The organism is Microcoleus sp. B3-D7 (genome assembly GCF_036705305.1).
Lineage (GTDB): Bacteria > Cyanobacteriota > Cyanobacteriia > Cyanobacteriales > Microcoleaceae > Microcoleus.
This window is the reverse complement of sequence record NZ_JAUBUE010000016.1, coordinates 17,976-31,031: the sequence shown is the minus strand read 5'-3', so window position 1 is coordinate 31,031 and position 13,056 is coordinate 17,976. Positions and strand designations below refer to the sequence as shown.

At 46.1% G+C, this 13,056-nt stretch carries 17 protein-coding genes; 6 read left to right on the top strand and 11 right to left on the bottom strand.

Translation table 11 applies throughout. The annotated features are described in order from the left end of the window. Positions 1-732 carry a response regulator transcription factor RpaB gene (gene rpaB / locus QUB25_RS13455; RefSeq protein WP_071587789.1) on the bottom strand — a complete coding sequence of 244 codons (732 nt, stop codon included), beginning with the start codon at positions 730-732 and terminating at the stop codon, positions 1-3. Between the two features lie 164 nt (positions 733-896). On the opposite strand from rpaB, the gene radA reads away from it, so the two are divergent. The 4 genes from radA to QUB25_RS13435 all read left to right on the top strand — a co-directional run bounded on the left by radA (position 897) and on the right by QUB25_RS13435 (position 4,615). Next, the gene (radA, locus tag QUB25_RS13450; protein WP_333183705.1) at positions 897-2,432 is read left to right on the top strand and encodes a DNA repair protein RadA; all 1,536 of its coding nucleotides are present in this window, start codon (positions 897-899) and stop codon (positions 2,430-2,432) included. Between the two features lie 84 nt (positions 2,433-2,516). Next, entirely contained in the window at positions 2,517-2,690 is a 174-nt protein-coding gene (locus QUB25_RS13445; protein ID WP_333183704.1) for a type II toxin-antitoxin system prevent-host-death family antitoxin, read from the top strand. Between the two features lie 669 nt (positions 2,691-3,359). Further along, positions 3,360-4,214, top strand: coding sequence for a TIGR02587 family membrane protein (locus QUB25_RS13440; protein WP_333183703.1), 855 nt, complete (start codon positions 3,360-3,362; stop codon positions 4,212-4,214). After that, positions 4,211-4,615, top strand: coding sequence for a TIGR02588 family protein (locus QUB25_RS13435; protein WP_333183702.1), 405 nt, complete (start codon positions 4,211-4,213; stop codon positions 4,613-4,615). The genes QUB25_RS13440 and QUB25_RS13435 overlap by 4 nt, the downstream gene beginning before the upstream one ends. Positions 4,616-4,959: 344 nt before the next feature. Here QUB25_RS13435 and QUB25_RS13430 read toward each other — a convergent pair whose 3' ends face one another. The 9 genes from QUB25_RS13430 to QUB25_RS13390 all read right to left on the bottom strand — a co-directional run bounded on the left by QUB25_RS13430 (position 4,960) and on the right by QUB25_RS13390 (position 11,196). Next, a complete protein-coding gene (locus QUB25_RS13430; RefSeq protein WP_333183701.1) occupies positions 4,960-5,553 on the bottom strand; it encodes a CPBP family intramembrane glutamic endopeptidase in 594 nt (197 codons plus the stop codon). A gap of 31 nt (positions 5,554-5,584) precedes the next feature. Continuing rightward, on the bottom strand, positions 5,585-6,667 hold the full coding sequence (locus QUB25_RS13425; protein WP_333183700.1) for a DUF3326 domain-containing protein: 1,083 nt from the start codon (positions 6,665-6,667) through the stop codon (positions 5,585-5,587). Continuing rightward, positions 6,664-6,855, bottom strand: coding sequence for a hypothetical protein (locus QUB25_RS13420; protein ID WP_015175652.1), 192 nt, complete (start codon positions 6,853-6,855; stop codon positions 6,664-6,666). Before QUB25_RS13420 ends, QUB25_RS13425 begins: the two co-directional genes overlap by 4 nt. Before the next feature lie 57 nt (positions 6,856-6,912). Beyond that, a complete protein-coding gene (locus QUB25_RS13415) occupies positions 6,913-7,230 on the bottom strand; it encodes a 2Fe-2S iron-sulfur cluster-binding protein (RefSeq protein ID WP_333059899.1) in 318 nt (105 codons plus the stop codon). Positions 7,231-7,475: 245 nt separating this feature from the next. Further along, a complete protein-coding gene (locus tag QUB25_RS13410; protein WP_333183699.1) occupies positions 7,476-8,021 on the bottom strand; it encodes a Uma2 family endonuclease in 546 nt (181 codons plus the stop codon). A 147-nt stretch (positions 8,022-8,168) separates the two neighbouring features. After that, positions 8,169-9,350 carry a GTPase gene (locus tag QUB25_RS13405; RefSeq protein ID WP_333183698.1) on the bottom strand — a complete coding sequence of 394 codons (1,182 nt, stop codon included), beginning with the start codon at positions 9,348-9,350 and terminating at the stop codon, positions 8,169-8,171. 195 nt (positions 9,351-9,545) lie between these two features. After that, positions 9,546-10,085 carry a Uma2 family endonuclease gene (locus QUB25_RS13400; RefSeq protein ID WP_333183697.1) on the bottom strand — a complete coding sequence of 180 codons (540 nt, stop codon included), beginning with the start codon at positions 10,083-10,085 and terminating at the stop codon, positions 9,546-9,548. 196 nt (positions 10,086-10,281) lie between these two features. Beyond that, complete coding sequence (locus QUB25_RS13395) at positions 10,282-10,707, bottom strand: hypothetical protein (RefSeq protein ID WP_333183696.1); 426 nt, start codon at positions 10,705-10,707, stop codon at positions 10,282-10,284. Between the two features lie 45 nt (positions 10,708-10,752). Beyond that, the gene (locus QUB25_RS13390) at positions 10,753-11,196 is read right to left on the bottom strand and encodes a hypothetical protein (protein ID WP_333183695.1); all 444 of its coding nucleotides are present in this window, start codon (positions 11,194-11,196) and stop codon (positions 10,753-10,755) included. A 202-nt stretch (positions 11,197-11,398) separates the two neighbouring features. Between QUB25_RS13390 and QUB25_RS13385 the strand changes: the two genes are divergently transcribed. Both QUB25_RS13385 and QUB25_RS13380 read left to right on the top strand, forming a co-directional pair. Beyond that, positions 11,399-11,611, top strand: a complete 213-nt coding sequence (locus QUB25_RS13385) for a helix-turn-helix transcriptional regulator (protein ID WP_332958465.1) — start codon at positions 11,399-11,401, stop codon at positions 11,609-11,611. A 78-nt stretch (positions 11,612-11,689) separates the two neighbouring features. Next, on the top strand, positions 11,690-11,947 hold the full coding sequence (locus QUB25_RS13380) for a DUF2442 domain-containing protein (protein ID WP_333183694.1): 258 nt from the start codon (positions 11,690-11,692) through the stop codon (positions 11,945-11,947). Between the two features lie 149 nt (positions 11,948-12,096). Here the strand turns inward: QUB25_RS13380 and QUB25_RS13375 are convergent, their stop codons facing one another. Continuing rightward, entirely contained in the window at positions 12,097-13,047 is a 951-nt protein-coding gene (locus QUB25_RS13375; RefSeq protein WP_006631110.1) for a F0F1 ATP synthase subunit gamma, read from the bottom strand. Positions 13,048-13,056: the final 9 nt, after the last annotated feature.

Below are 13,056 nucleotides of genomic sequence, written 5' to 3'. Positions count from 1 at the left end.
TTATCCTACTTCTCCAATTTCGACAATTCGCTGGAAGAGATAGCCGGTGCCGCGGGCGGTGAGAATTAATTCGGGATTGCTGGGGTCGTCTTCCAACTTTGCCCTAAGCCGCGAGATGTGAACGTCCACTACGCGGGTGTCTACGTGGCGTTCTGGGGTGTATCCCCAGACTTCCTGCAAAATTTCCGATCGCGAAAAAGGCTCTCCAGAACGGCTGACAAGCAGTTCTAACAGGCTGAATTCCATGCCCGTGAGGCGAATTCGTTCGTCGCCTTTGTAAACTTGGCGCTTGTTGGTGTCAATCCTAATATTGGTGACGTGGATGACTCCGGAGCTGGGAATGCCCGATGCTCCGTTTTTGTCAACCCTCCGCAGTACCGAACGGATGCGGGCTTCAAGTTCTTTGGGAGAGAAAGGTTTGACGACGTAATCGTCGGCGCCCAATTCTAAACCGGTGATGCGATCGGCTACGTCTCCCAAAGCAGTTAGCATGATGATAGGCACGTCTGACTCTTTACGCAACTCCTGACAGACGCCGTAACCGTCTAGCTTCGGCATCATCACGTCCAAAACCACTAAGTCGGGTTCGGTGTTGCGAAATGTTTCGAGAGCTTCTTCGCCGTCAGCAGCGGTGACGACATCGTAGCCAATCATGGAAAGGCGAGTCTCCAGAATGCGGCGGATACTGGCTTCGTCATCGACTACCAGAATTTTTTCTTTATGGTTTTCCAAGTTACCGAGCACTCCTTAAGTTACATTTCAGATAATGTTAATTTTTTGTACCCTATCATAGAAGACACAAATTGAATCATGTGTGGGGATCGGTCTGAAAGCTTGATAATTGCTTTAACTCAGACTTTTCTAAATGTTAGGGTGACTATTTATCATAGTAAACAATGCCTAAGCCTCGAATACAATATATTTGTCGGGAATGCGGGTATGATTCACCACAATATTTTGGCAGGTGTCCTAGCTGTCAGAAGTGGGATTCTTTTGACGAGCAGTTAGAACAACCTACTGCTGCTGTGTCGCGGGCTGGTTTAACTGGGGTGACAACTAAGACAGTGGGCGGTTCGCCCCCTGATAAGTCGAAGGGTCAACCAAGGGTATCTTTCAGATTATCGCAGATTTCCGACCAAACTCAGTCTCGCTGGCCTTCTGGTTACGGGGAACTCGATCGAGTTTTGGGAGGCGGGATTGTTCCCGGATCGCTGGTGTTGATTGGGGGGGAACCGGGAATCGGGAAATCTACGCTGCTGTTGCAGGTGGCGAATATGTTGGCCCGCAAGGATCGGATACTGTATGTCAGTGCGGAGGAGTCCGGCCAGCAGGTGAAGTTACGATCGCAGCGTTTGGGCGTGGCTAATCCGGTTGATTTGTCAAGCAACGGCGGGCATAAATCCAGCAGCAACGGGGAAGCTAAAACCGATTCCGAGGACAATTCAGCGGAGAATTTCTATTTGCTTCCCGAGACGGATTTAGAAGTTGTTTTGCGGGAGTTGGAAGCGCTGAAACCGAATGTGGCGGTGATTGACAGCATCCAAACTATTTATTTTGCTAGTTTAACATCGGCTCCGGGTTCGGTGGCTCAGGTGCGGGAATGTACGTCTGCTTTGATGCAGGTGGCGAAAAGGGAAAATATTACTTTATTTATTGTCGGTCACGTTACGAAAGATGGAGCTTTGGCTGGGCCGAGGGTTTTGGAACATTTGGTAGATACTGTACTGTATTTTGAGGGCGATCGCTTTGCTTCTCATCGACTTTTGCGATCGATGAAAAACCGTTTTGGCGCGACTCATGAAATCGGTGTTTTTGAAATGGTAGCCAACGGTTTGCGAGAAGTAGATAATCCGTCGGAGTTGTTTTTAGGGAATAGAGATGAATTTTCTCCCGGTACTTCGACGACTGTTACTTGCGAAGGAACTCGACCGATTTTAGTGGAAATTCAGGCGTTAGTCAGCCCTGCAAGTTTCGGTTCCCCGCGCCGCACTACTACTGGTGTGGACAATGCTAGATTGCAGCAAATTTTAGCTGTTTTGGAGAAAAGGGTGGGGATTCCTTTATCTAAATTAGATGTGATTTTGGCGACGGTGGGCGGGTTGAAGGTGGACGAACCGGCGGCGGATTTGGCAGTTGCGATCGCAGTTGTGGCTAGTTTTCGCGATCGGGTGGTTGATGCGCGCACTGTTTTGCTTGGGGAAGTGGGTTTGGGGGGACAGGTGCGGCCGGTTTCGCAATTAGAGTTGCGGCTGAGAGAAGCGGCGAAATTGGGTTTTAAAAGGGCAATTATTCCGAGGAATCAACCGGTGCCGGAGTTGGGGATGGAGATTATTCCGGTTGCTAAGGTAATCGATGCAATTATTGCGGCGATTCCGGCTACACCGGCTCAGTTGCAGTCGGTTGATTTGGAGGAAGAGGATTTGTTTAATTGAGTTAAAATGGTGAGGTTGGAAATTGAGAATAAGGAGGCACCAATTAGGTATCAAGGAGACATTTATGAGACCAAATAAAAGCTTTTGAAATTAATCGTCGAAGCTGCAATGAGAGGCGAAGAAGTTGCGCTTACTCAAGATTACCAGCCTGTGGTAAAATTGGTAGGAATTCCCAAACAAGCTAAACCCAATCGGCAAGCAGGAAGTGCTAAAGGAAGGGTTTGGATGTCCGACCATTGTGACGAACCCCTAGAATAGTTTAAGCAGTACATGGAATGAGGTTGTTGTTGAACAGTCATGCCTTTATTTTGATGCTTATGCGCGGCTGTGGTGAATTAAGTTAGTGTACAAATAAAGAGACGAAGATAAAACAATTTAGAATCATCATTCAAAAACAACCCGACGGTTATGTAGCCTCTCCCCTTGGCCTCAAAGGTGCCTTAGTGGGTGAAGGTGACACCTATGAGGAAGCCTTACCTGATGTCAAGTCAGCTATTGGCTCCTACATCGAGATATTTGGCAAAGAGATTATGGAAGATGAATGAATCATTCGCTGTCCTGATTCTTTTCGTAGAGGCATAGGTGGCTATTTAATGTCTAAGTTTCCTGTCGATACTCCTAAAAGATGAGTCCTTAGAACATTTCAGTTTTTGGGTTTTCGGATTATTAGAGAACGCTAAGATCTGGTCATAGTGCGATAAAATCAGGATGGCACTGAGACTCCGCTGGTAATGCCTAAACACGATCACATAACATTAGGGACAGTGAGAGCAATTTGTACTTAGGCGGGAATCTATAGAGAGGAATTTTTAAGAGCTTATGCGCCGCAAATTTGAGTGGAGATACTATGTATCATAACACTTGAAATCTGTCAAATTATCTATCTCCAGAAGTTTTTAATTTTTCAATTTGCTTTTTAGCCGAAACATGAACAAATCAAAAAGACGCAAAAATCAGTGGTCAAATGAACTAAACGACATCATTCGAGGTGCATCGGGTGGCTTTTTATTCGGAATTCCGCTGCTTTATACGATGGAGGTTTGGTGGATCGGTTCGTATACTAAACCAGCGGAAATGTCGATCGCGATCGCAACTACCTTTATCGTCGTTTTCTTGCTGACTCGCACTGAAGGTTTTCGCAAAACTAAAGACATCCGCTGGCGAGATGCTGCAATCGATACCGTAGAAGCAATCGCCATCGGCATTGTCTGCGCGGCTTTTGTCCTGTTTTTGCTCAGGGAAATTACCCCGGAGACTCCGCTGCAAGAAACTTTGGGAAAAATCATATTTGAAGGCCTGCCGTTTGCCTTGGGAGTTGCTCTGGCAAGCGGTTTCTTGAGCGGCGATCGCTATCAAAGCTCAGACAGCGAAAAGGAACCTACCATCAATCCAACTGTAGCAGATATCGGCGCTACTTTAATCGGCGCGATGATCATTGCTTTCAACATCGCCCCAACTGACGAAATTCCCATGCTAGCTGCAGGTATTTCGCCACCTTGGCAATTAGCAATTATCGCTGCTTCGCTGCTAATTTCCTACGGTATTGTATTTGTAGCAGGCTTTACTTATCAAGCCAAACGGCAGCAACAGCAAGGGATTTTTCAGCGTCCCCTCAGCGAAACTGTCATGGCATATTTAGTGTCGCTGGCGGCTTCTGCATTTATGATGTTTTTCTTCCAAAAACTGAGTTTTGACGACCCGTGGTCGATTTGGTTGAGCTATACGTTAGTATTAGGATTGCCGGCGACTATTGGCGGCGCGGCGGGGAGGTTGGCGGTATGAGTGAAAGTAAAAACGAACAGCAACCAAAAAGAACTTTTGCTGAATGGGCGACATTTGCGATCGCCTGCTTCATCCTTTTTACCCTCACCGGACTGGTAATCTACAACTGGGTGACTAAAAAGCAGGAACCTCCGGTTATTTCTGTCACTCGCAACAGGCCAATTCGCGAAACTCAAGGGCAATTTTACGTGCCGTTTACAGTGGCAAACACTGGGGGCGAAACGGCAGAGTCCGTGCAAATTATTGCCGAATTGCGCGTCAATGGCGAAGTGGTAGAATCCGGCGATCAACAAATTGATTTTTTGTCAACCGGCGAAACTCAAGAAGGAGCTTTTATCTTCAGCCGTAACCCCAGTCAAGGTGAGTTGATTGTGCGATCGAGCAGCTACACACTCCCTTAATATCAATTCCGGCTGCGCCGGAATGATATCAAATCCGCGCTTCTAAGTCGGGCGTAAAGTCGAATCAAGCTCGCAACAAATAATTCGCGCAATTTTCATTTTTTTGACCCGCCCGTCAACAGTCAACAGTCAACAGTCAACAATGATAAGGAGTGCAACCGGAATCGATATAACACAGATAAAACTAGGTGGTTAAAACCTTTTCACCTCTGTGAACTCTTCCTCTTCCTTCGCGCCCTTAGCGTCTTCGCGGTTCGTTCAATCTAAAAACCCGCTTGCGCGTTGGCATTTATTGCTATATTCCGCGCAGGCGCGATTTCAATCCCTTTGGAATTGCGATCGAGCTACCGTTTCACCAGATTGTGTTCCCACTTCCAAACACAGCTAGAAATCAAATTCGTACAGATATGAGCCGTAATTGGCACTAACAAATTCCCAGTAGCTAAAACGCTGTAACCCAACAGCAACCCGACAGCCGTTGCCCAAACAGCATAAGGCCACTGATCGATGCCTCCCAAGTGCAGAATGCCGAAACAAAAACTCGATAAAACTAAACTGGTAACATTCAATCCTAAAGCAGACAGCATCACGCCTCGAAATAGCAATTCTTCGCTAAGTCCCGGCAGCAGTCCCAGCCAAATCAAATCCGGCCAAAACAAAGGTTTGAGAACTACTTCCAAGTAAACATCAGCACTCCGGCGATAACCCGGCCAGAGGCGATAAACGATCGCACTACCGCCTGTAATTGCCAGTCCGATCGCACATCCTGTGAGCAAGTCGATTCCTATCAATTTGACTGGCAAAAGCGATACCGATCCAAATAGCAACCACAATTTAGCTACCGCCAGCAACATAATTGCTGTCACGCCCATTGCTACTAAAATTTGGGTGCGCGTCAAGGGTTCAATTTCAGGATTTCCGGGAAGTTTTTCTGCCACTTAATCACTTTTAGATTTGATGTTTGAGATTTTAGATGTGTCTTGTTGAGTCAGACAAACAACGCAGGGAGGAGATGTCTGCACCCAAGGAAGCTGGACTGATGCCGGCCCGCAAAGCGACCAAAACTCCGATCGCCTCTAAATATGAGTTTACCTGTAAAGCTTTGATTCCGAGTTTTTCTGGAGTCGCCTGCATCTGGGTTTTGTTGTCGCCCACAGCGATGATTTGTACGGACGATCGCCCACTCAAACTCAGAATAGCACTGCCGCCGCAGGCTGTGGCGGGTATCACCACCGCATCGACTCGATCGGCGGTAATTGATAATTGATTGTGCTGCTGGCTTTCTGGCGCTACCAATTGGGGAGCTTTGCTGAGGCCGGCAAGGACGCAAGGTAGGAAAGTATAGCCGATTTCCTCAGCAGCCGATCGCGGGGACAGGTGCGGATCGAGGGGAAGCGCAGACAGCGCGGGGGCGTGGGCGCAGGGGATTTTAAACGTCCTGACGATGAGGTGGCTGATCACAGCTTCCGCGCCGGCGAGGGGGTCAACTCCTTTGCCGCGGCGGTAGTTTTCGAGGGCGAGGCTGCCTTCATCGTCGGGAAATCTGGCCACAACTGCGATCGCGTCTACTCTTGCTTGTTCGATTAATTTTTCTGCAGCGCGCAATAAACTGTCGGGATTGCCGATGGTTCCCCAGGATGCCCCAGATTCAGAAATACGCAATTCTACTTGCAGGGGGCGATCGGTTAAAACACAATCAGTTATATTCAAACCCAATGTAGCTCTCGCTGCATCAGCCGCTTGCAAGTGGCGCAACTGCAAGTCTGGTTCAATGCCAGCATCGAGGATTAAGCCGATGCGATTTTGATGTACCGGTTGCAGTCCCCAGCATCCGGCAGCAAATTTGTCAAGGGCGTAACCTTCAACGTAGAGAGCGTTAGGTATCGGCCAATAAAGTTGAGCGCCGTTGAGGACGTTGGGGTGAGTGATCAGGGTGTCTGAAATTTGGGCGATCGCCCTAGCCACCGGCAGCGCATCTCCTGCAAACCCACCTATCGATGCTCCAACGCCTGTGGGGACTATCAAAACCACTGTCAAAGGGCGGGGGTTCACGGTGTTGCGGGGGATGCTTCCACGAGCACGTAGCCTTCTACCACAGCCTTTTGCCGATCGACATCCACGTCTGTGACTGCCCACCGCAGGGGTTCGCCGTACTTTTGAAGTTCAATTTCAATAGCCGAGTGCAGTTGCTCGGCAGTCTCGTGGAGGTCAACTTCTGCGGAAATGAAATGGGTGGTCATAGGGCGATCCATAGTGGTTTTACCGCTAACGGTACTTAGGTCAATTTTAGCTTAGTCCTAGGATTTACCGAATTGGCGATCGTACACAATGTCTTCTTTTTCGGTTTCTATCTTCAAGTTCGATCGGGGATAAGCAACACACAGCAACACATAACCTTCTGCCTGAAGATCCGGACTAACGCCCATACCATCAGCTTGATCGACCTTCCCTTCAATAATTTTACCAGCGCAAGTAGTACAAACCCCCGCATTGCAAGAACTAGGCAACTCAATGCCGGCGTCGTTAGCGACGCGGAGAATTTGTTTATCTTCGGGTACTTCTACGGTATAGGTAGAGCCTTGGTGGATCAATTCAACAGTGTAAGTCTTAGACATATTTCAATTATTGGTTTTAATTCCCCAATTGGAATTTACGCTAGATTTGGAAACAAAGCAATCAGTATTTTACCGCTGTTTGTGCTTTTGTGCAAATTTACAACTGCTGTTTTTATTGATAATTTTTTTTATTAATTGCCTGGGGCGAGCGAGCGGCATTTTGTCAATGACTTTTTCACAAATTATTACAAGCCTCACGGCGGAACTCTGCCACAAAGCACTTATACCTAATTAATTTTTTGCCTTCAAACCAACAACTCATCAACCGCCACACTAAAACCGGGCAGCACTAGCTGAGTGCTGAGTGTAGAACCCAGGTTAAAAGTTAACTTTTGAGTTTGAGTCATTATCAATATCCAGCGACTTTCTGGAAAAATAATCCAAGCTTCCACACAACCTGAATCTAAATATTCTTGTGCTTTTAGAAATATTTCTTCCGCAATATCAGTAGGAGAAACTATTTCTGCAATTAACGGCGGACTTTGAGGCAAAGTAGGAACATCAGCATATTGTGAGACTAATTCAGGAGTCAGATAAGCTACATCAGGACGGCGCACTCGCCTGTCAGTACAACAAGGAACTTCTGTATACACTTCGCCGCCTTGTCCGCTAGAATCTTTGTAATTTCCCCAAGCACGATCTAGTCTTGATTGGATTCGACTGTGTTTTACTGTCATGCCATTTTTCTCCGAGATTTGCCCGTCCACCCATTCCATATCATCGGCGGGACAGGCTATAAAGTCTTCTAGAGAAACATTTTCTGATAAAACGGCTGCCATTACCATAGCCATTTACTCCCTTTTGCAGAATTCACTCATATTGTAGCAATCAATTGGTAATGGGTAATTGGGAATTGGTAATTGGGAATTGGAACTAACAAATAACCTATGCCCTATGCCCTATGCCCTATGCCCCATTCCCAATACCCAATGCCCAATTTACTCAATATCAATTTGATTGGGAGGCTTAGGTTGATTCTGTTTGTCATCGTTCAAAGTTTTACGCCCAGAACTAGCATAATCCTTATAAAAATCCACAAACATCTTTGTCAACTGCTGCAAAGAAAGTTGTTCCCCATTAATTTGAGCTTTCATATAAGCTTTAAGCACTTCAATGTAAGCCAAACCGAGGGCAAGCGTGAGAGTTGCTGCGGTTGCACCGGAGATAGCACCGCCGACAACAGTACCCGCACCAGGAATCATTTTAATCAAATTAGTAACAATACTTCTACCAACAGCAGTCACACCACCAGCGCCGCTAATAGCAGACAGCATCGCCGAAATAAAGCCCTTATCAAAGGGCATTCCAAAAATTACAGTAATATTAGCAATCATTGCCGTTTGCATCGTCATCAAAATCGGCGCATCAGCAAAGGGTACAGGAGTCGCGCCGACAATTGCAGAACCTGCAACATAAGCACTTAGATACTTAAATGCCATATCGGATTTAAGCGCAATATTGGCAATTTGTTCTTTAACAAAAGCTTTTTTAGCTACTTCCGGCAGCAGTTGAAACGTTGCATCTACCAACTTATCTAAACCGTGAGATTTTACTGTATAATCCTCATCAATTTCTTCCGGCTCAGCCATGACGGGGATGATTTGACTGACAGGCAAATTCATGTGTTCCAGTTGCTTGAAAAACTCGCTGGGCTTTTTAGATGTAGTTTGAGTCAAAACTAAAATCACTGGTACATCTTTGACTTCCATTTCTTTTAGCCAGCTTTCTTCCACAGATTCTATTCTATTGGCGCTGTGATTGATGCAGTACCAGATGACGTGAATGTGTTCTTTGGGGTGCAGGAGTCTTTGGTCTTCAATCAGTTTAGCAACGTTTAATTGAATAACTTTAATTTGTTCGGCATTGAGTTCGAGTCCGGGAGTATCGTAGACGGTAATTGGGCAATTCGGTTTGGTATATTGGCGAATGCCTTGAGTGATGGGGCGGCCGACTCCGGTTTCTGCTAAGCGTTGGCGAAAAACGGAATTTATCAGGGTACTTTTGCCGACGCCGGTTTTGCCGATGACTAAAACATTGCACTGTCCCACTTGGTTTTCTGCGTCTTTGAAAGCGTAGTAACTTCTATTTAAAAGCTCGTCTAAGGAAAAGTCGTCTGACATGGCGGTTTGCTCCGATAATGGTGGGATATTAATTCAATACCACCGAATAGAATTCCGATGCTCTACAAACGAAGTCCGCGAAGGCGGACTGAGGATTCTTAAACATATTGTAGCAATTTGATTTCAGAACTGGTGCAACGGGTAGAGGAGAGTTTTGTGTTGCGTGCTGCTAAATGAAAGGTTGTAGAATTTAGTTTAAGCTAGCAATCGATCGACATCGATGCTAAAACCGATCAGGATTTGTTGGGTGCGGGCGGTATCGTCGGCTCGAAATGTCAATATTTGATTTTGAGTCATGACAAATATTAAACGACTTTCTGGAAAAACTAGCCAGACTTCATGACAGCTAGATTCTAAATATTCCTGTGCTTTGAGAAATACATCTTCAGCGATATCGGTGGGTGAAACTATTTCTGCAACTAAAGGGAAACTTTGGGGTAAAGTGGCAAGATTGCCAAATTGTGCAACTAATTCGGGTGTGAGATAAGCGACATCTGGGCGGCGAATTTGTCGGTTAGTGCGGCCAGGTGGTGAAATATAAACTTCTCCTCCTTGTTTGCTGGAAATCATGTAATTTGCCCAAGCACAACCCAGGCTTGATTGAATTTTACCATGCTTGAGCGTGGCTCCATTTTTCTCCACGAGTTGTCCATCCACCCATTCCATGTTGTCGGGGGGATTGGCCATGAAGTCTTCTAAAGTAAAATTCTTCTGTGCAGCAGTAGCAGTGACCATAGTTATTTATTCGCTTTTAGTAAACTTACTTGTTACTATTATGGCTGATACGGTGAGAAGTTATTGCGTGATGAGTACCCGCACTTTTACGGTAGTTTCTCCTGCAGGGAAAGCCAACTGTTGAGATGTTCATCTAAAACATATTGATCGCTGTCAGCGAGTGCTGCGATAACTTTCAATCGATTTTTAAGTTGTCTTAACTCGCGAATTTCTGCAATGGGTAGCGTTTTCCAATTAGCTGCTTTTTTTCCACATCTTCGCACGACTCTTTGATATTGTTCCAAAACCATTGTAGAATTAAGTTAACATCGAGAACAGGATGACCGGAAATTACTCCGTGTTTTTCTATCGCCCCAGCCCTCAGCATCATTGAGGAAATCGTAAAAGACTCGCCACTACATGGTTTTTTGCGATCGGCATCATTGGCTAGGCGATCGTAAATTGCGGTTGCTACTTCTGCCCATGTGCGATCGGGCAAACCTGAATCCTTTTGACTTTTTCGAGCCTTAGCGGAGAAAACATCGGCTAACAAAAGCCAGTTAAAGTCTTCCGGTGCGGTGGTTTTAGGCGACAATTTATTTTTCACCCAAGGCAGTACGAATTCAGCATCTTGTTCTCGCATCTAAGCAGGAAATGAGTTCGTCATTCTAGTTTAAAAAAACAGCAGTTAGAAATGTTCCAGGAGAGATTTCTCTTGTGTGTAAACCTTTCGCAGCGACTCCAGGGCTATCGATCGCAACATAAACTTAATCACGCCCACCATTTCCCCCCACTCCAACAATTCAGAAACACAAACAGCTTTCTGAAATCTCGCCGCATAGAAATCTACCCAAAAATCCGGTGCGTGTCTCTGTTTCTGACTCGCTATCCGGCGCTTCCAATAACCAAAATCTAAACCAGAGGGCGATTCCACTCCCAAAACAGGCGGAAAGTCGGCATAACTAACAAACCGACTCATGCCTTTGGCGTGCACGTACAAGATATGCGCCCAGCACTCGAAACGATATATTTGTTCTACCTTGATTTTCAGCAGCCGCGCGATCGCCTCTTTCGTCACAAACCGGCTCAATCTGTGTCTGGGGGTTGATTTTGGTCGAAAGCTTGCTAACATAGTTGATAAGTTTCCTGATTTGAATAGATCGATTCCTGATTTGGATAGATCGATTCCTGATTTGGGAATTTGATAGATAGATCAGTCCCTTATATGGGATTTGAACTTTGATAGGCGATCGTCTTTAAGTTTTCCAGACGTTGGGGCGATCGCTTTTTACAATAAAATTGTATGACTTATATTAGTCAACTGTCAAGAGGTTATGGGATTAATTAAGTTGCGGGTTCGAGAATTTGCTGCCGAGAAGGGCTGGACGCTGAAAGAAGTTTCAGAGCGATCGGGAGTAGTCTACAGCACGCTCAGAACCTATGCCCGATCGCCCGGATTAGCAACAGTTGATGTGACAGCCTTGCACAAGTTGGCGAGGACTTTTGATTTGTCGATCGAAGATTTGTATGAGATTGTGCAGGAATAGTCGATCGCAGTTATTAGCAGGTTGAAATGACTTCTTTAATGGTTGAGTTGCTAGAAATCCCCCAAGCACAAAACGTAGTTGTTACAGACGACATTGCTAACAGTCGATCTATCCGATGGTCGTACTATTTCTGTTCCTTTAGCTTGGTATCCTCGGCTATTGCATAGCACACCAAACGAACGCAATAATTGGCGATTTATTGGTGGAAATGATGGAATCCACTGGCCAGATATTGACGAAGATATTAGCATCAAAAATATTATTCTCGGTAAACCATCTGGAGAAAGTCAGAAGTCATTTCAGCGGTGGTTAGAGGAACGCGGGAAGATAGTCTAATAACAAATCTGGCTTAAATACCCTTCTTAGTCTCAAGCGAGAGGGACTTCGTTTGTGTAAAAGCAGTTTCAACCGCCGAATTATCTTAAAAAAAGCGCCTGAGTTCCCCCAGACGCATACCATAAAATCAACAAATTGTCAACTCAAACTTAACCGTTCAAAGCCTCAGCACCGCCGCAAACTTCCAAGATTTCCTGAGTAATTGCCGCTTGCCGCGCCTTGTTATAAGTCAGCGTCAAACTACCGATCAAATCGCTAGCATTCTCACTAGCATTGTTCATCGCCGTCATCCGCGCCGCCAACTCGCTAGCAGCAGACTCTTGCAAAGCTCGCAGCAATTGGTTGTTCAAATACAAAGGCAAAAGAGCCTCCAGAATTTGCGCCGGATCTTGCTCGAAAATCATGTCCCTGGGCAAACTCTTCGTAGGTGAAGCAACCTTCTCCCGCGATACTTGAAACTGTCCGCCTTGCGATGTCAAGCGGAAGATTTCATCATCGGGAGTTTCCAAACCTTGGGGGTCGAGGGGCAGCAAGGTTTGAATTACCGGACGCGAACTAATTAGCGACACAAACTTGGTGTAAATTAGCTCAACTCTGTCCACAGTTCCCGACAGGAACAAGGAAAGCAATTCGTCAGCAATTTGTGCCGCTTCCGGTGCTGTGGGAATTTGTTCCAAGTTAGCGTAAGTAGCATCAATCGGCTGTTCGCGGCGCTGGAAGTACTGAGTAGCTTTGCGTCCTACCAACACGTATTTATAGTCTAAGCCTTCAGCTTTGATTTCCTTAGCGCGATTTTCGGCGTATCTGATGATGTTGCTGTTGTAGCCGCCGCACAAACCCCGATCGCCGGAAACTACCAACAGTCCCACCGATCGCACTTCGCGTTTTTTCAGCAGCGGCAAATCCAGGTTTTCAAACTGCAAGCGTTCCGCTAAACCGTACAATACCTCTGCCAGTCGATCGGCAAAAGGCCGAGTAGCAGTCACCTGTTCTTGAGCGCGGCGCACCTTTGCAGCGGCCACCAAACGCATCGCTTCTGTAATCTTTTTAGTGTTCTTGACCGACTTAATGCGATCGCGAATAGTTTTCAGATTTGCCATAACTTTCTC

Bases quoted from the DNA above. Each gene is read 5' to 3' on its own strand.
- QUB25_RS13440 (WP_333183703.1), top strand. From the start codon at position 3,360: ATGAACAAATCAAAAAGACGCAAAAATCAGTGGTCAAATGAACTAAAC.
- QUB25_RS13410 (WP_333183699.1), bottom strand. From the start codon at position 8,021: ATGGCTATGGTAATGGCAGCCGTTTTATCAGAAAATGTTTCTCTAGAA.
- radA (WP_333183705.1), top strand. From the start codon at position 897: ATGCCTAAGCCTCGAATACAATATATTTGTCGGGAATGCGGGTATGAT.
- QUB25_RS13400 (WP_333183697.1), bottom strand. From the start codon at position 10,085: ATGGTCACTGCTACTGCTGCACAGAAGAATTTTACTTTAGAAGACTTC.
- QUB25_RS13395 (WP_333183696.1), bottom strand. From the start codon at position 10,707: ATGCGAGAACAAGATGCTGAATTCGTACTGCCTTGGGTGAAAAATAAA.
- QUB25_RS13405 (WP_333183698.1), bottom strand. From the start codon at position 9,350: ATGTCAGACGACTTTTCCTTAGACGAGCTTTTAAATAGAAGTTACTAC.
- QUB25_RS13390 (WP_333183695.1), bottom strand. From the start codon at position 11,196: ATGTTAGCAAGCTTTCGACCAAAATCAACCCCCAGACACAGATTGAGC.
- QUB25_RS13375 (WP_006631110.1), bottom strand. From the start codon at position 13,047: ATGGCAAATCTGAAAACTATTCGCGATCGCATTAAGTCGGTCAAGAAC.
- QUB25_RS13415 (WP_333059899.1), bottom strand. From the start codon at position 7,230: ATGTCTAAGACTTACACTGTTGAATTGATCCACCAAGGCTCTACCTAT.
- QUB25_RS13435 (WP_333183702.1), top strand. From the start codon at position 4,211: ATGAGTGAAAGTAAAAACGAACAGCAACCAAAAAGAACTTTTGCTGAA.
- QUB25_RS13420 (WP_015175652.1), bottom strand. From the start codon at position 6,855: ATGACCACCCATTTCATTTCCGCAGAAGTTGACCTCCACGAGACTGCC.
- QUB25_RS13385 (WP_332958465.1), top strand. From the start codon at position 11,399: ATGGGATTAATTAAGTTGCGGGTTCGAGAATTTGCTGCCGAGAAGGGC.